Raw genomic sequence first — 15,588 nt, 5'->3', positions numbered from 1 at the left:
TAGTGAAAAAAGAAGAAAGAGCAAAAATGAAATGATAAAAACACTAAAAGCGAGATTGTACATAACCACGCTTTTAGTGTTTTTATTCGCAACAACTAAATGAAATTTTTTATTGCAATGGAAGTTTTCTCTTTCACCAAGGTTTTAAAAATGAAATAATGAAAATCGTGACGGCAACTTGAAACAATACAGTATATTGTCTGATCTCGTGATTTTGAAGAAAAACGGGATTGCTTAAAGCCAATTCTTTTTGGGTTTCCAGTAATTCTATATTTGCTACCATCAGCTTGTCCACAACAAAGATGCCAACAATGGTTTGGATCATATAAAGAACAAATTTCACCCCCACCCATCTCTGCTTGAAAAATCCCCAATTTGTGAAAAAACCGTAAGTGAGTCCCACTAATAACGTCCCGATTGCACCCCGTCGGATGATATTATCGCTAATAATAAGAATGTTTTTATAAGCAAGATAGGACGCCTTTTCTTATAAGTTTCATTAAAAAAGGCAACAGCTATAAAAACTGTTACCTTTCTCTCATAATAGACGATAGTTTTAGTTAAATCCCTGTTGTGTTAAGGATTTTAGTCGGAATGTTTTTGTTTTTCCTTTTCCTTTTCCTTCTTTTTATTATTCATCAAGGAGAAGGTTAATGGCTGATCAGAGCCTGTCATGAATTTATAAACATAGGAAGACGTTAATTTATAGCCATCTTCAAGTTTGGTGGCTAAATAGTTTGTTCTTTCAAAAATAATAGAACGGATATGATTGAGCTGACGAGAGATTTTTTCCGTTAATGCTTCTTGATTGTCTAATCGCTTTAGCATTCCAGCTTGAACTTCTTCCTGATTTGTCAATGTATCTACGACGTCTTTTTGCAACTCAAGCTGCTCGTTTAACTGCAAAGAGAGCTGCTCGTTAGTCGCCTCATTCTTCTCTAAGCGGCTTGCAATTTCGCGATTAGATTCACGTAGAAGATCCACTTGCTCTAGGAGTGATTGCTTGACTTGACCCTCATGTTCCAACAGCGATTGTAGACCAATACTTTTTTCCTCTAATCTGTGTAACTGCTGCATCAGCTGACTTTCAAATGCTTCACGCTGACGGCTATTTGCGGTAAGGCTGTTCATTTGATTTTGAATATCATTCCACTGATTGCTTTGCTTTTCTTCAAGCTGCTCATAACGTATATTAAGCTCAGCTATTGCTTGGATAAGTGCCATAGTGGCTTTTTGCTGTTCGTTCATAAGCTCTGTTAAAGCATTGCGCCGTACAATTTCTTGATTGGACGTATAAATGGTTTGGTTATTTTTATAGATATTGGGATGATTATCTCGATTAATAAATACTCCCATTCTCTTTTCTCCCCTCTCCATTAACTTGCTGTAATATCCTATGCATGAAAAATAAAAGAGGGAACACAAGCTGCCGCACCTTCACCGGCGGCGGAAGGGTTGCCCTGCTTCCATGCCTTGTAGGTGAGAGCAAGGAGGAGGGAAAGAATTGCAATCATAACGAGTTTGTTTAGCATGGGAATCACCTCTCTATAAGAATATGAGGGGAGATGGGAAAATATTTAGGTTGTATGATGATATGTAAGAAATAGGGATTTTGGTATGATAGAATTAGAAAATCGACGAAGGGGAGAGGAAAAATCATGCCAATTTACAATAAACTTGTACGAGACCATATTCCAGCAGTTATTGAGCGAGCAGGGAAAACATGTACAACAAGAAGATTAGAAAAAAGTGAATACATACAGGAGTTGAAGAAAAAAAGTCAGGAGGAGCTGACGGAGTATTTGCAGGCATCCGATGACGAGAGTGCGCTGGAGGAACTGGCGGATTTGCTGGAAGTGATACATGCGCTCGCAAAGTGTCACGGCGCAGATATAGAAGAGGTAGAGCGGATTCGGGAGCGGAAGGCTGAGGAGCGTGGGGGATTTGGGGAGCGGATTTTTTTAGTTGAGGTACAGGATGCGTAAGATAGAGCTTTATACAAGCCGATTGGGAGAAGCGGTTGTTCAATATATCGAGCGATCTTCTACCATCTATATCCTAACCGCCTTCATTATGAGGTCAGGAGTTCGTTTATTGCAATCAGCACTTCAACAGGCTGCTGAACGTGGTGCGGATATTAAAATTTGCACAGGCGATTATCTGTACATCACGCGAGACCGCACCGTATTTTCATCAATATTACATGGAAAAGAAATATCGACGTGATAAGGATTTCTCTGACTCTAAGGCCAAAAGGCTGTGGGAATATGATGAGGAAAAGGTAAGTAAACTAATTGCGGATATGCCAATGGCAAAACTAAGTGGTAGCTCTAAAGGTTTAGTCCTGTTTGAGGATAATATGATTCGCCTCGGATTTGATGTATTGCCGGAGTATCAATGGATTTTATGGAATTGGACAAAGGAGATTTGTGCGTATCGATTACGGTACTATTTCTTTTGGAGATAACTCTTTATGGTAGCTTGTAAGCTAAAATCCCATGTTGCGCATGCTGATTGCCTCATTACCTTATAACCTTTGAAGGCAAAGGGAACAGTATACATAAGTACTTTTAGTGAGGTGAGAGGTTATGATGCATGATGAACCTAGGGATTATATTACAGTTGAAGATGATCGGGGTAATCGGAAGGATTTTGCTGTAGAAGCATTGTTTGACATGAATGATGAATCTTATGCACTTTTAACGGCTGCGGATGAAACAATCGTGATGAAAATTGAGGGAGAGGAAGGAAATCAGTACCTAGTAGGTATTTCTGATCCTTCAGAAAGTGAAGCGCTTTTGGCTGCATATCAAATTGCTGTAGAACATGCGCCTGCTGAATAAGTGAGTTAGTCTGGTATCTGTCTATTATGTTCAGACAAAAAGTGTAAGGTATGTATCTATAGGATAAGAAAAAAATAAGGAGGGAAAAGGGGGCAATGACTATGAACAGACAACGAATTCCAGAGCACAAACTGAACTTTACAGCGACAGCAGGGCAGGCTATTGAAAATATGACGAGCAATGAATTTTCTAAGGCTGCTGCTTCAGAAAAAACATCCACAAAGCAAGGGAATGTAAAGCAAGGAAAGTAGCTCAGTATGATAAGGCAGGGATTCTGTTTCCTGCCTTTTTAGTGCTATCCTTTCCCTGCCTAAAGGGAAGATTCCGTAGCTTGGGTCCGGTTGCTTTGCATCGGACCCAAATTCATCTTAATTCCTCATTTTCGTCATTCGCCTGTTGTGCAGCATTAAAAAAAGTCGAGCAAATAAGTCGTTGTAACAGGAATGATAGATTCTAGCTGTGCAATTTGTTCTTCCTTTCCGCCGAGTCTGCCGTAGCGATGCAAATCTTTTGGTCTTTGGTAGCCGGTCATTATAGCTGTGAGTGTCTGGATATCACAGCTTAAAATAGGTAAGTTTTCCTTTGGTTGATGTTCCCATCTATTCACCGCAGCCTGCCCATTTTCATTCATTGTTATGTGCCAATGACCATTATTCCAAGGTGCATGTTCATCCTTTATGTCCATTATCCATTTTGAGGCAGTGTGAGATGATTGGAATGGATATTGCTCTAAAAATGACTTTACATCTACAATTCGTGCCATAAAATAAGGAACAATTTCCTGTTTGATGCGTGGATTCGGCAGCAAGAAAGGAAGCGCATCATCCATAGGTGCAGTTACTATTGCCTTATCTACCATAGAATCATGGTTAGCTAAGAACGTCCAAAGCCCTTGTCGCGCTTCTTCATTGAGAAAAACGAATTCATGAATGGTCAGCTCTCGCTGCTTCACCTGATAAAGCACGTATCCGCTAGGAGTTCCATTTTCTTGAAAATAAGCAGCTGCATGACCTTTTTTTCGGCGAAGTACCGAGGTTTCCCACCATTCCTTCGTACGCCGCAATGTACCGTTATAACGGGAAGCGTACTCTTCATATATTCCGCTAAGTAGCTCAATATTCCCTGTATGCTGCTCGACATGGCCTCCTGTTTCCTTTCTTTTTGGAAACAACGCCGTTTCTATTTCATATCTTTTATAATCAATATATGTTTCCCAGCCGTATTTGCGGTAAAAATCAAATGCAAACGGTGTGAGAAAGGAAATGGTCTGCCCATTTTCTTTCATCAGTTCCATTGCATGCGTAAGCAAGCGCGCAACCAAACCTTGCCGGCGAAATTCTGGCCAGGTGGAAACACTGGCAATGCCTCCCATAGAGAATGTTTTTCCATGTAGATAGATTTGCAGCGGGATTAATGTTAACTGGGCTGCTAATCGATTTTGGATGAATACTCCCCATGTTTCTTCTGGCTTAAAGCGGGATCTTGCTTCAGTCATTTCCTCAGCCGTTAGCTCATATTGAAAAGCATACATTGATAATTCCACACGTTCATCAAATTCCTGATCCGTTAACTGGCGAATTTGCATCTTAAGGTCACCTCATTTGAAGGAATTAAAATCGGTAAGCACGTACATATTCCATGCTTGCCGCCTTGTTTCCTCCGATATATGAAAATATATGTATGGATAGTATTTTCTTCTGTAAAATGCTAGACTTGCTTCAAATATAGATTGTGGAAACATGGAAAGGAAGCGGAAGGATTGAAACAAGAGCAAGCATATATAGACGAGATTCTTGTCAGGTTTTTCCCTAAGGGCAGCTGGAGAACATGGGAAGGGGGGACTGGTGCAAACAATACGACCCGATTTGTAGAGGTGCAGGATGAGCGGTATGTGCTGCGTATTTACGAAACTCACCAGGATGAGGATAAGGTGTGGTATGAACATAGTGTACTACTCGCCTTAAAGGAATTGCCGCTTTTGTTTGGTATACCTGAGCCAATCATGACGCCAGAAGGAGATACGGTTGTGAGAACGAAGGACGGCAAGATTGCTGGATTATTCCGTTTCTTAGATGGTGTCAATCCAACGCTCGATGACCCGGCTCAGCTCCGTTCCTTTGGATGGACAACCGGTCAATTAACCCGGTTTTTAGCAAAGGTAGGAGTAAATCAAGCTCCGGTTTATAGACCATATTATGAAATTGAGAACACCCATCCCCGCTGTTCCCTGCAAGAGGTAATACGTTTTTGTATGAATCCTCCAGCTGAATTTACAGCGCAGGCTGCTGAACTGCTCTATATTTCTAAGCAGCTTACGGTGTTTCAGGAGAGTATTCCTATGCTTAAGCAACTGCCGCACCAACTTGTTCACGGTGACTTGAACGGCTCTAACATTCTAGTGAATGAAGCGGGCGAAGTCTCGGCAGTTTTAGATTTTGAATTTGTCACAAATGATTTGCGGGTGATGGAACTGGCGGTTTGTTTAGCTGATTGTATTCGCCCAGGTCAGGATGAGGCGATAATCTGGACAAAAATTGATGCTCTTTTATCAGGATATGGCAGTGTTATGAAGCTGACTGCAGCGGAAATAGCGATGATACCGCTTCTCATCCAGCTTCGGAGACTCGATGTGTTTCTCCACTTTCTCGGTCGCCATTGGGATGGGATTGACCCGGTTGAGACTGTCCAAAAATATGTGTATGAAGCTGTCAGAAGAGCCGATTGGCTGGATGTGAATCAAGACAAGCTGATTTTGATGTGTATGGATGATGTGTTAGATAAACAACGAAGCTGATAGATTTCTGCGTACTGCAGAAACGTATCAATTTCCAGCTAGAAGTGAGTTTGATGTAGCCGGAAATTTTAGGAACACAGTGTAAGTGCAACTACGCCTCTGTCTTCGCCCAAAGGCAGGGCTTGCCAATCGACGAGTTTTCTTTACACTATAGGAAAGTATAAATTTCTAGCCAGAAGTGATTCGACGTAGTCAGAAATTTTAGGAACACAGTGTAAGTGCAACTACGCCTCTGTCTTCGCCCAAGGGCAGGGCTTGCCAATCAACGAGTTTTCTTTACAAAAATATCTCTCCTATGTTTCTTTAGGAGAGATATTTTATATAGACCCCTTGATTCATTGTAGAAAAGAGTTAACTTCACTTTGCAATGAGTCTTCGTATAGCCCAAATGGATAAGTTTTTGCAAACTTATGATTTTAGCAGCAGCTTTTCGGCTCCTCGACTACAAATTTGAATAAAGGCACCTAGGAAGAACACAAACACAACGCTGCCCAGTCCAACAGGTCCGCCTATGAAGTAAGCAGCAAGCAATCCTGCTCCCTCAAGGATTGTTCTTGAAAAGTTCATGTTTAAACGGAAACGTTCCACAATAGCTAACATCGTTCCATCATATGGCATGGAGGGGAACCTAGAGGTTAGATAAACCCCGATTCCGATCCCGATGAAGATCACTCCCGCCAAGAAAACTAGCCATCTTGATAATAAAGGTAAATTGGCAAGATAGACATTTTTGAGTAGAAATTTCATGCAAAAATCAAGAATAAGTCCCCATAAAATAATAGTGATAGCGGATTCAAAGGCTGGCCGCTTTCTTAATAGCAAACTGTTAATCAGTAAAAATACAATTTGTCCGATAATCACGCATGTTCCGATAGAGAGTCCTATTTTTTCGGAAGTTCCCGCATAAAAGGCATCCCACGGACCTGCGCCAATATTTACTTTGATGACCAAATCTACACCCGTACAGGCAATTATCATTCCGGCTATATAAAAGATACTTCTTTTTAGCATTTTAAATCCCCCATGGCTCTGAAACCGTTTTTCTGTTGCAACTCGATTTTGACTATATATTATATAAAGAAAATGGGGAAAAGGTAAACAAAATTTAACAGAATTACAAATGATTTCTGATCGGTGGGGAAGGCTGGTATAAAGCGTACGACGATTACGTTTCTGAATCAGCCTTGCTAAAGAGCATGAAATAGTAACTTGGACAATACTCAGTCTAAGTTGAGACGTCTATAAGCTCCAGGGGCTACGCCATATTTTTTCTTAAATACCTTGTGAAAATAAGGATAGGCACCAAAGCCGCAACTTTCAGCTATCTGCTCAAGCGTCATGGTTGTATATTTCATCCGTTCCATTGCAGCTGATAGCCGGACTTCTTGCGCATATTCCATCATTGTCTTCCCAACACTTTTCTTAAATAGGTGAACGGATCGAGAGACGCTGAGACCGGCATGCTGCGCTACTTCTTCAACTTTAAATACTGCCGTAGCGTGTTCTTCAATATATCGCATCATTCGTGTTACTGTATACGGATAACTGAAGGAGGGAGCTGTTTCGTTGATGGTGCGCTCTAGAGACAAACAGAGCGACCGAAGCAAGTATTCCGTAAGCTCTTCGTTTTCCTGGGACGGCGGCCTGCGTTTTTCGACAATGATATAGCGCCAGAGGGAGAGAAGCTTTTCGTCAAGATCAATCCGGGAGACTGTTGGTTTAGCGGAACGATTCCACCATTCTTCGACCCAAGCCCCTTCACAGGCTAAGTGGTAGTCTCCGCTGTTTTGGCGTTCTTTAACGAATAATTCATAGTGATCCCCTGGTTGAATAAGCAGAAGGTCTCCTTTCTTAAGTTCCATTCGTCTTCCTTTAACAACTACTTCACAAATCCCTTCCGTTTGCAGGCGGAACAGATAGACTGGGAATCCGGACTTATGTTGGGAGTGAAATTGCTGTGTATGATATGAATAGCCGCAAAAGAAAATATTTGTCGTCATAGGCTTCTCCTTTTTTATAAAATAGCAAAATAGTAGATGTTTTAATTATATCGTTTATGTTCATTTAAAGGAACATTGTGTATGATGGAATCAAATAAGTAATATATTAGCTGCATCAAGAAATATGAGATTTTTGAGAAATCGTACGAATGACTGTACACACTTGTGAAACAAGACGCTATAAAAAGGATTATACATTTAAATTTTTTTTACGGCTTTTTGAGAACGCTTTCTAATAGGGGTATAGCGATTTCTTTCAAAAATCTATAGTACAGGATGTTGTTAAGAGAAGAATAGGAGAAAACAATAGCTATACGTGTTTCATACTAAATAGTAGAAATGGGGATGTAAGATGAAAAGAATTCCAGTAGCTGTACAAATGTTTACATTACGTGAGGAAAGCGGGCAAGATTTTGCAGGTACATTACAGAAGGTTGCCGACCTCGGCTTTGATGGTGTTGAATTTGCTGGATATGGCGGATTAACTGCGAAGGAAGTAAAAGCATTGCTGGACGATTTAGGTCTTCGAGCTGCAGCAAGTCATGTGCCGCTTGAACAATTAGAAAACAATCTGGATCAAGTCATTGAAGATCAGAAAATATTAGAAAGTAAGTATGTTGTATGTCCTTATCTCATGCCAGAGCGCCGGAGCGAAGAAGATTACAAGGCACTTATTGCAATATTAGATGAAGCAGGTGAAAGATGCCAACGTGAAGGCATTACTCTTTGCTATCATAATCACGATTTTGAATTGGGGCGTCTGTCTGATGGCAGAACGGCATTAGAGACTATTTTTGATGATACGAATGCAGAAAATGTGAAAACGGAGCTCGATATATATTGGTTGACAAAGGCAGGAGAACAGCCGGTTCAGTGGATTAACCGTTATACAAATAGAACGCCGCTCGTTCATTTGAAGGATATGACAACAGATGAAGAGAAATTCTTTGCGGAGCTTGGAACAGGCGGGGTTGATGTAGAAGCGGTGCTTAACTTAGGAGAAGAAGCCGGTGTTCAGTGGTGGGTAGTGGAGCAGGACGTAAGCCGCCGTACGCCGTTTGAAAGCATTGAAATCAGCATCAATTACTTGAAAACAAAGCTGCCGCATCTTTTAAATAAATAAAAGAATGGGACATGCATGGGAGTTTAATGCTTGAGTAAGAAATAGATCCCACAATGAAGAAGAAAAATGAGGAGGAACAAAAATGAGTACATTAAAGGTCGGAGTTATCGGATGCGGAAGTATCGCAAAATATCGTCATTTACCAGAGTATTATGCAAATAAAGAAGTAGAGATCGTTGCGGTTTGTGATATTGTCACTGAGCGTGCTGAGAACATGGCTGCACAGTACGGTGCTAAAGCGTTTACCGATTATAAGGAAGTATTAGAGCTTGATGACATTGATGCAATCAGCGTCTGCTTGCCAAACTATTTGCATGCACCAGTATCAATTGCCGCGCTCAATGCGGGAAAACACGTTCTTTGCGAAAAGCCGATGGCAACATCAAAAGAAGAGGCAGAGGCGATGATTGAAGCTGCAAAAGTAAGCGGTAAAAAGCTGATGATTGCACATAACCAGCGTTTTGTTTCTTCACATCAAGCGGCAAAAGAGATTCTTGACAGCGGTAAGCTAGGGAAAATTTATAGCTTCAAAACAACATTTGGTCATCCAGGCCCAGAAGCGTGGAGCGTAGATGGCGCAACGAGCTGGTTTTTCAATAAAGAGCAGGCTTTTATCGGTGCCATGGGTGATCTTGGTGTCCATAAGGCAGATCTCATGCGGTATTTACTCGGAGAATTTACAGAAGTCGGCGCATTCATTGAGACGAATGCGAAGCAAAATACAGAAGTAGATGATAATGCAGTTTGTATTTTACGTACAGACAGCGGTACTATCGGAACACTCACAGCAAGCTGGGCATATGTGGCTGGCGGCGACAACTCAACAGTTATTTATGGAGAAAATGGAGTTCTTCGTTTAGAAGATGATCCAGAATACTCATTGATTGAAGAATATCGCAACGGTAATGTAGTAAACCATAAGCTTGCGAAAATCCAAACGAACGAGGAAGGTGGTCAGACAACCTCGCATGTGATTGACCATTTTGTTGAAAGCATTATTGAAAATAAAGAACCGCTCATTAATGGTGAGGAAGGTATGAAATCATTGCAAATTATTTTGGCTGCGCTTGAATCACAGGAAACGAAACAAATCGTTTCATTGCAAAAAGAAGGAGTGTCAGTGAAATGAAGTTAGGTGTCTTTACTGTTTTATTTGCCAATAAATCTTTTGAAGAGATGCTCGATCATGTAAAGGCTGCCGGACTTGATGCGGTTGAAATTGGTACAGGATGCTATCCGGGGAACGCGCATTGTCCTCTTGATGAACTTTTAGAAGACGAACAAAAACGAAATGCTTACTTAGAAGCTGTTACTTCACGTGGTTTGACGATTAGCGCTTTTAGCTGCCACGGTAATCCGCTTACACCAGACAAATCCTTTGCAGAAGAATCGGATTCCGTGTTGCGCAAAACGATTAGATTGGCATCCCTTCTTGGTGTGCCGGTTGTTAACGCTTTTTCAGGTACTGCAGGAGACGGTGAGGAAGCGAAGCAGCCGAACTGGCCGGTTGTGCCATGGCCGCTGGAATACGGTGATATATTAACATGGCAATGGGAAAATAAATTAATCCCCTACTGGAAAGAAATCGGGGAACTTGCTGAGCAGCATAATGTCAAAATCGGTCTTGAGCTGCATGGCGGATTCCTTGTTCATACGCCATATACATTGCTGAAGCTGCGTGAGGCGACATGTGATGCGATTGGTGCAAATCTTGACCCAAGCCATATGTGGTGGCAAGGAATTGATCCGGTTGCAGCAATTAAAATTCTCGGTAAAGCCGGAGCCATTCATCACTTCCATGCAAAAGATACGTATATTGATCAGGATAATGTGAATATGTACGGATTGACGGACATGCAGCCATACGGAAATGTGCAATCACGCGCATGGACGTTCCGAAGTGTCGGCTGTGGACACAGTATGCAGGAATGGTCAGATATGATGAGCGCGCTTCGTATGTACAACTATGACCACGTTGTAAGCATTGAGCATGAGGATGCAATCATGTCAATCGACGAAGGCTTTGCGCGCGCTGTCAAAAACTTAAATGCTGTTTTGATTCGTGAGTCTGCAGGTGATATGTGGTGGGCGTGAGGTGTGAAAAGAATGGTGCAAAGGATGTTTGAGGGAGTGAAAGATCCTTTGCGCCTTATATTGTCCCTCCTGGGTGTACTTTGGTAGAAGGAGCCTTCTGATTTCTGAAAAACAAACTTGTTAATAGGCATTGGAAAAAACAGGTTCCATATATTAAGTATAAAGAACCTACGATGAACGCTATTTCCGTTTACGTTTTCCATTCTTCTAGTTACTTCCAAAAACTTGAAGAATATAACTACGGCACCCCCGTTGATCTGGCTTACAGAATAAACGGGGGTGCCGTAGTTAAAATATGAACGTTATACAACGTAGATTTTTGTCAGATATAAGGGATGGAGCCGAAGGGAATCGAACCCTCACCAACGCAATGCCATTGCGCTATTCTCCCATTAAACTACAGCCCCATAAATTTGTGATCAAGACCAGTTATACTATGTAACGGTTTTCATAATCACTATTTGTTTTATATTCTACTCATCATCCTACTAGGCGTCAAGATAAACTTCAAATATTTCCAACATCAAAAAGAAAAAAGGGACAAAAGCATCCTTCACACATCCTGAGTGTACTGAAAAAATGAGTTTGTTTAGTGAGTATCTCTATTCCAGTCCAGTCAAACGATAAGAGGAGCTGGCTATTTGTATTTGGGCAGCTCTTTTTCCAGGAGTAAGAACTGAGAACGCATACATTTTGGGAGCAGTGTCTAGCTTCAGTGGCCTGCTCGTTGCGGGAGAACCCTCGGATCAATGAGGAAAAAGCGCTGCATTGTCTGGAAAATTGTTTTCCCTTCCCGAGCAAAGCAGGACAATTGTGCCGTTCTGAATGCTGCATAAAAATGAAGAAATTTACAAAAGGTAAAAGGGTAAAAAGTATAGGGCTGGAGGTTATGCCGATGGTGCTCGATGAAAACGATAAGGCAATTATTGCACAGGCTTTACGAGTAGCAGTTTTGAACAGCACAGATTATGAAGAAATCACGCTGTATGAAGGCTTGCTGCACAAGCTGAGCTGGAAAAATGGTTCGCAACGCAGTATGAATACAGACGATTTAGATATGGATAAGTATAAGGATGGCTTTCGATATGATTATGATGATTCATCTGATTTGATGTAGACTGTATGGTATATACAGTCTCTTTTTACGCCTTTGTCTTCACTCAGGAGCAGGGATCACCAATCAGCGAGTTTTCTTTATGTTTACGAAAAAAGCGGCTCTATTGTAGAGTCGCTTTTAACTGGTGACTTGTGTTGGTTTGTGAACGGGTTTAGGTTTGGCGGTCGATTTTGTTTGCTCGATACTTGCATTGAGCGCTTCAATAATGGTTGCGATGCGTTCACTTGTGGGACTTAAAATCGGTTTACTTTGGACGTCGTGCTGTTCAATTTTGGATTCAATAAGGTCTAAAAGAGCGGTGCGATATTGATCTGTGTAATCTGCTGGTACAAATGGAACGGTTAATTGGTTGATAAGTGTAGTTGCGGCAATAAGCTCCTTCGTTTGGATGGTAATTTGGTCGTCCGCTGGGATGTTTGGCACCATATCGACAGTACGCACTTCATCCGGATAGTGAATGGTTTCTAGGATGAGGCAGCGCTCATGAGCACGAATGACAGCGAGATGCTGGCGGCTGCGGAGTGAGATGCTGACAATGCCTATTTTTCCGGTTCGCTCAAGTGCTTGTCTGAGTAAGACGTACGCCTTTTCTGAGCCGCCGGTAGGCGAAAGGAAATAAGAACGGTCGAAATAGACAGGATCAATTTCTTCTAATTGAACAAAGGAAATAATCGTAACAGACTTGACCTCGTAAGCCTTCTTCAGGGCTTCTAGCTCCTCATTGCTAATGAGTACATATTCATTGGGACGGTATTCGTACGCTTTAATAATATCATTTGCCTCAATACGGTCATCATCACAGCCTGGAGCGATTTTTTCATGTTGAATCGGGACGAGACAATCTTTGTGGAGACTAATCAATTTCACGTCTTTTTCTTCGATGGCGCTGTGCAACTTTACACCGATATTGACAAGACCAAATGAGAGGTTCCCTTTCCATACCGTATGCATCATATCACCTTCACTTTTTGTCTTAGTTTGTTCCAAGAAGGAAGAATTCATGAAAATAGCTCGCCAAGGCAGCGAGCTTTCTTCATGCAGCTTTCTTTTCCTTTTGTTTTATCCGTTGTACATGTACAAGTCGTACCGATAAAAATACTGCCCCGCACGCAAGCCCGGAAATTAAACCGATCCAATAACCTGTCGCGCCAAGAGAGGTATAGGTCGCAAGGATATACCCGGACGGTAAGCCGATAACCCAGTAGGCCACGAGTGTCATAATAAGAGCGGTATTTACGTCCTTATATCCGCGTAGTGCGCCTTGCACAGGGGTAGCAATGGCATCCGATACTTGGAACAGAATAGCGAAAAATAGGAAGTGCTGTGCCAATTGTAAGACATGTGCATCCTTTGTATACAGTGACGCCACTTGTTCGCTGAATAAGAAGATAATGATTGAGTAGACAGCAGCGAAGCAGAGAGCGAGACCAATGCCGATAATGCTATACTGCCGTGCGTCTCGATATCTTGTTGCGCCGACCTCGAAGCCGACCGCGATTGTAATTGTCATAGAGAGGCTAAGCGGCGTCATATAGAGCATAGAGGCAAAATTAATGGCTGCCTGATGCGCTGCAATCGTTGCGGTATCAAAGGTACTCATTAGCAGTGTAACGGCGGCGAAAATGCTCGTTTCAAAGAAAATTGCAAACCCAATTGGCACACCGAGCTTGAGCAATTCTTTCCACGTTGCTAACGAGATGCGATACAATTTTTTAAAAATCTCATACGTAGAAAAAGATCTCTTTGTATGGATGATGAAAATAGCGATGGCGAGAATGCACCAATATGTTACAGTTGATGCAATGCCGGCTCCAACACCGCCCAATCGCGGCGCACCAAATGTTCCGAATATAAATACATAGTTCAGCGCTATGTTAATAGGAAGTGATAATAATGTAATCAGCATTGATACACGTGTTTGGCCGAGCGCATCTATAAAGGAACGAAGCACGTTATAGACGAGCATCGAGGGGATACCGAATGCAAGCATCGTTAAAAATCCTTTAGCAATGCGGCGCACTTCCGGTTCGAGTTTCATCTCTTGTAAAACAAGCGGGACGGTGAAAAAACCGACAATAATGATTATAACGCTTGCGGCGATAGCGAGGTAAATTGCTTGTATGACAAGCGGTGCGACTTCTTCCTTCTTTTTGGCGCCTGTTAGCTGCGCGACAATTGGTGTAACTGATAATAAAATGCCGCCGATACCGGTACTGACGGGAATCCAAATGCTTGTACCAATGGCGACGCCTGCTAAATCTGAGGAGCTGGCATGCCCCGACATCGTTGTGTCAAAAAAGCTCATCATAAACAATGAGAGTTGTGTAACAAATACGGGCAGAAATAGCATAAGAAACTGTTTGAGCTTTTGTCGAATCGTTGTTGTATGTTCCATAACTGTCCTTCCTTGTGCAAAATACAGATCATTATAGCATATCCTCATTCTGATGTCAGAATAAAAAACATAGTAGAACCATTATATTCTGCATCAGGAGTAATACGTACTCCAATCCCATTTTACAAAATAGGGAATTTCCCTTTTATGTTTTGATGTCGTTCAAACAGAGAGGCTTTCTTAAGGAGCGTAGCTGCTGGAGATTTGTATACTATAAGCTGCTACAGTAACAACAGGTCGTTGTATATAAGTATGTTAAAAAATGTAAAAAAACAAAGGATGATCAAGAAAAACAGGAGAATTTTTGGTACATTCCCATCACTCCTTTAGAATGCAGGGATATAGAATAAAAGTATCTCGTTTCAAAGGGGGATGTGAAGGTGGAATGGCTTTCTAATAAAATACAACAGTGTCCTTGGCTGTTTTATTGGATGATGTGTCTCGTTTTGTTTGCGGGTGTTATGGCTTATAGCGGGGTAATCAAGCCGCAAGCCGTATCTTTGTATCAAACTGCTGTAGAGCTGCCATCTCGTACGTATTCTCTGCCATCTGATGAAGAGGTGCTGAGGCGGTATATGACACCTGTTCCGGAGCAGTTAATTATTATCAATCGTGCGACCAATGAGCTGGCACTATTTGAGAACGGACATCTTGTAAAGAAGTTTATAGTTGCCACAGGTAAAAGCTCAACACCAACACCGACAGGAAAGTTTCCGATTGTAAATAAAATTAAAAATCGGCCATTTTACAAATTAAACATTCCAGGCGGTGATCCTCGTAACCCGCTTGGTGATCGATGGATTGGTCTGGATATAGACGGTACGAACGGTACAACGTATGCTATTCATGGAAATAGTAATGCATCTACAATCGGACGTTATGTATCAAACGGATGCATTAGGATGTACAACAGTGATGTGCAGGAGTTATTTGAACGAGTACATATTGGAACAATGGTTATTATTCAAGATTTTACGGGCCCTTGGGATGCTGTTGCTATGGAGCACGGCTATAAGCTGTACAGTTAGGCGAGGATAGAGATGTAATTGCAGTTACACTTGCACTGTAAGAAAGTATACATTCCTAGCTGGAAGCCAATTCGACGTAGCGAGAAATTTTAGGAATACAGTATAAGTGCAACTACGTCTCTGTCTTCGCCGAAGAGCACAGCTCGTCAATCGACGAGTTTTCTTTATTCTTAAAACATAAAAAAGAAGGGCAT

General features: G+C 41.7%; 18 protein-coding genes and 1 tRNA gene. 11 read left to right on the top strand and 8 right to left on the bottom strand.

Annotated features, from left to right (window positions below; translation table 11 throughout):
• Nucleotides 1–133: 133 nt before the first annotated feature.
• On the bottom strand, nt 134–325 hold the full coding sequence (locus EP737_RS26315) for a hypothetical protein (RefSeq protein WP_246040290.1): 192 nt from the start codon (nt 323–325) through the stop codon (nt 134–136).
• A gap of 260 nt (nt 326–585) precedes the next feature.
• Nucleotides 586–1,356 carry a hypothetical protein gene (locus tag EP737_RS16985; RefSeq protein ID WP_129729155.1) on the bottom strand — a complete coding sequence of 257 codons (771 nt, stop codon included), beginning with the start codon at nt 1,354–1,356 and terminating at the stop codon, nt 586–588.
• A gap of 302 nt (nt 1,357–1,658) precedes the next feature.
• On the opposite strand from EP737_RS16985, the gene EP737_RS16980 reads away from it, so the two are divergent.
• The 5 genes from EP737_RS16980 to EP737_RS25695 all read left to right on the top strand — a co-directional run bounded on the left by EP737_RS16980 (nt 1,659) and on the right by EP737_RS25695 (nt 3,094).
• Nucleotides 1,659–1,985: a nucleoside triphosphate pyrophosphohydrolase gene (locus tag EP737_RS16980; RefSeq protein WP_129729154.1), complete on the top strand. Its 327-nt coding sequence runs from the start codon at nt 1,659–1,661 to the stop codon at nt 1,983–1,985.
• Nucleotides 1,978–2,226 carry a phospholipase D-like domain-containing protein gene (locus EP737_RS26045; protein ID WP_205650963.1) on the top strand — a complete coding sequence of 83 codons (249 nt, stop codon included), beginning with the start codon at nt 1,978–1,980 and terminating at the stop codon, nt 2,224–2,226. Before EP737_RS16980 ends, EP737_RS26045 begins: the two co-directional genes overlap by 8 nt.
• The gene (locus EP737_RS25700; RefSeq protein ID WP_205650962.1) at nt 2,204–2,467 is read left to right on the top strand and encodes a hypothetical protein; all 264 of its coding nucleotides are present in this window, start codon (nt 2,204–2,206) and stop codon (nt 2,465–2,467) included. The genes EP737_RS26045 and EP737_RS25700 overlap by 23 nt, the downstream gene beginning before the upstream one ends.
• Before the next feature lie 121 nt (nt 2,468–2,588).
• Entirely contained in the window at nt 2,589–2,843 is a 255-nt protein-coding gene (locus EP737_RS16970) for a DUF1292 domain-containing protein (RefSeq protein ID WP_342772915.1), read from the top strand.
• 101 nt (nt 2,844–2,944) lie between these two features.
• A complete protein-coding gene (locus tag EP737_RS25695) occupies nt 2,945–3,094 on the top strand; it encodes a hypothetical protein (RefSeq protein ID WP_165350839.1) in 150 nt (49 codons plus the stop codon).
• A gap of 155 nt (nt 3,095–3,249) precedes the next feature.
• Here EP737_RS25695 and EP737_RS16965 read toward each other — a convergent pair whose 3' ends face one another.
• Entirely contained in the window at nt 3,250–4,428 is a 1,179-nt protein-coding gene (locus tag EP737_RS16965) for a GNAT family N-acetyltransferase (protein WP_129729153.1), read from the bottom strand.
• A gap of 174 nt (nt 4,429–4,602) precedes the next feature.
• Here EP737_RS16965 and EP737_RS16960 point away from each other — a divergent pair, with 174 nt between their 5' ends.
• Nucleotides 4,603–5,637 carry a phosphotransferase gene (locus EP737_RS16960; RefSeq protein ID WP_165350838.1) on the top strand — a complete coding sequence of 345 codons (1,035 nt, stop codon included), beginning with the start codon at nt 4,603–4,605 and terminating at the stop codon, nt 5,635–5,637.
• Nucleotides 5,638–6,045: 408 nt separating this feature from the next.
• Here EP737_RS16960 and EP737_RS16955 read toward each other — a convergent pair whose 3' ends face one another.
• The gene (locus tag EP737_RS16955) at nt 6,046–6,648 is read right to left on the bottom strand and encodes a YczE/YyaS/YitT family protein (protein WP_129729151.1); all 603 of its coding nucleotides are present in this window, start codon (nt 6,646–6,648) and stop codon (nt 6,046–6,048) included.
• A 209-nt stretch (nt 6,649–6,857) separates the two neighbouring features.
• Complete coding sequence (locus EP737_RS16950) at nt 6,858–7,637, bottom strand: AraC family transcriptional regulator (RefSeq protein WP_129729150.1); 780 nt, start codon at nt 7,635–7,637, stop codon at nt 6,858–6,860.
• A gap of 352 nt (nt 7,638–7,989) precedes the next feature.
• Here EP737_RS16950 and EP737_RS16945 point away from each other — a divergent pair, with 352 nt between their 5' ends.
• The 3 genes from EP737_RS16945 to EP737_RS16935 all read left to right on the top strand — a co-directional run bounded on the left by EP737_RS16945 (nt 7,990) and on the right by EP737_RS16935 (nt 10,854).
• Nucleotides 7,990–8,760 carry a sugar phosphate isomerase/epimerase family protein gene (locus EP737_RS16945; protein ID WP_129729149.1) on the top strand — a complete coding sequence of 257 codons (771 nt, stop codon included), beginning with the start codon at nt 7,990–7,992 and terminating at the stop codon, nt 8,758–8,760.
• Between the two features lie 82 nt (nt 8,761–8,842).
• Complete coding sequence (locus tag EP737_RS16940; protein ID WP_129729148.1) at nt 8,843–9,889, top strand: Gfo/Idh/MocA family protein; 1,047 nt, start codon at nt 8,843–8,845, stop codon at nt 9,887–9,889.
• Nucleotides 9,886–10,854, top strand: a complete 969-nt coding sequence (locus EP737_RS16935; RefSeq protein ID WP_129729147.1) for a sugar phosphate isomerase/epimerase family protein — start codon at nt 9,886–9,888, stop codon at nt 10,852–10,854. Before EP737_RS16940 ends, EP737_RS16935 begins: the two co-directional genes overlap by 4 nt.
• Before the next feature lie 336 nt (nt 10,855–11,190).
• On the opposite strand, the gene EP737_RS16930 is transcribed toward EP737_RS16935, so the two are convergent.
• Nucleotides 11,191–11,261 (bottom strand) — tRNA-Ala (locus EP737_RS16930).
• A 431-nt stretch (nt 11,262–11,692) separates the two neighbouring features.
• Between EP737_RS16930 and EP737_RS16925 the strand changes: the two genes are divergently transcribed.
• Nucleotides 11,693–11,971: a hypothetical protein gene (locus EP737_RS16925; protein WP_205650961.1), complete on the top strand. Its 279-nt coding sequence runs from the start codon at nt 11,693–11,695 to the stop codon at nt 11,969–11,971.
• Nucleotides 11,972–12,088: 117 nt separating this feature from the next.
• Here the strand turns inward: EP737_RS16925 and ku are convergent, their stop codons facing one another.
• Together ku and EP737_RS16915 are read right to left on the bottom strand one after the other, a co-directional pair.
• On the bottom strand, nt 12,089–12,922 hold the full coding sequence (gene ku / locus EP737_RS16920; protein ID WP_129729179.1) for a non-homologous end joining protein Ku: 834 nt from the start codon (nt 12,920–12,922) through the stop codon (nt 12,089–12,091).
• 82 nt (nt 12,923–13,004) lie between these two features.
• On the bottom strand, nt 13,005–14,366 hold the full coding sequence (locus EP737_RS16915; RefSeq protein ID WP_129729145.1) for an MATE family efflux transporter: 1,362 nt from the start codon (nt 14,364–14,366) through the stop codon (nt 13,005–13,007).
• A 380-nt stretch (nt 14,367–14,746) separates the two neighbouring features.
• Here EP737_RS16915 and EP737_RS26600 point away from each other — a divergent pair, with 380 nt between their 5' ends.
• Complete coding sequence (locus tag EP737_RS26600; protein WP_281278904.1) at nt 14,747–15,394, top strand: L,D-transpeptidase; 648 nt, start codon at nt 14,747–14,749, stop codon at nt 15,392–15,394.
• Nucleotides 15,395–15,588 lie beyond the last annotated feature (194 nt).

The sequence above is a fragment of the Ectobacillus funiculus genome, assembly GCF_004138295.1.
GTDB lineage: Bacteria > Bacillota > Bacilli > Bacillales > Bacillaceae_G > Ectobacillus > Ectobacillus funiculus.
This window is presented reverse-complemented; position numbering and strand designations above follow the sequence as displayed.

Excerpts from the sequence above, each read along its gene's own strand:
- EP737_RS26315 (WP_246040290.1), bottom strand. The coding sequence starts at position 325 with ATGATCCAAACCATTGTTGGCATCTTTGTTGTGGACAAGCTGATGGTA.
- EP737_RS26045 (WP_205650963.1), top strand. The coding sequence starts at position 1,978 with ATGCGTAAGATAGAGCTTTATACAAGCCGATTGGGAGAAGCGGTTGTT.
- EP737_RS16955 (WP_129729151.1), bottom strand. The coding sequence starts at position 6,648 with ATGCTAAAAAGAAGTATCTTTTATATAGCCGGAATGATAATTGCCTGT.
- EP737_RS16965 (WP_129729153.1), bottom strand. The coding sequence starts at position 4,428 with ATGCAAATTCGCCAGTTAACGGATCAGGAATTTGATGAACGTGTGGAA.
- EP737_RS16945 (WP_129729149.1), top strand. The coding sequence starts at position 7,990 with ATGAAAAGAATTCCAGTAGCTGTACAAATGTTTACATTACGTGAGGAA.
- EP737_RS25695 (WP_165350839.1), top strand. The coding sequence starts at position 2,945 with ATGAACAGACAACGAATTCCAGAGCACAAACTGAACTTTACAGCGACA.
- EP737_RS25700 (WP_205650962.1), top strand. The coding sequence starts at position 2,204 with ATGGAAAAGAAATATCGACGTGATAAGGATTTCTCTGACTCTAAGGCC.
- EP737_RS16915 (WP_129729145.1), bottom strand. The coding sequence starts at position 14,366 with ATGGAACATACAACAACGATTCGACAAAAGCTCAAACAGTTTCTTATG.
- ku (WP_129729179.1), bottom strand. The coding sequence starts at position 12,922 with ATGCATACGGTATGGAAAGGGAACCTCTCATTTGGTCTTGTCAATATC.
- EP737_RS16935 (WP_129729147.1), top strand. The coding sequence starts at position 9,886 with ATGAAGTTAGGTGTCTTTACTGTTTTATTTGCCAATAAATCTTTTGAA.
- EP737_RS16950 (WP_129729150.1), bottom strand. The coding sequence starts at position 7,637 with ATGACGACAAATATTTTCTTTTGCGGCTATTCATATCATACACAGCAA.
- EP737_RS16925 (WP_205650961.1), top strand. The coding sequence starts at position 11,693 with ATGAAGAAATTTACAAAAGGTAAAAGGGTAAAAAGTATAGGGCTGGAG.
- EP737_RS16970 (WP_342772915.1), top strand. The coding sequence starts at position 2,589 with ATGATGCATGATGAACCTAGGGATTATATTACAGTTGAAGATGATCGG.
- EP737_RS16985 (WP_129729155.1), bottom strand. The coding sequence starts at position 1,356 with ATGGGAGTATTTATTAATCGAGATAATCATCCCAATATCTATAAAAAT.
- EP737_RS16980 (WP_129729154.1), top strand. The coding sequence starts at position 1,659 with ATGCCAATTTACAATAAACTTGTACGAGACCATATTCCAGCAGTTATT.
- EP737_RS16940 (WP_129729148.1), top strand. The coding sequence starts at position 8,843 with ATGAGTACATTAAAGGTCGGAGTTATCGGATGCGGAAGTATCGCAAAA.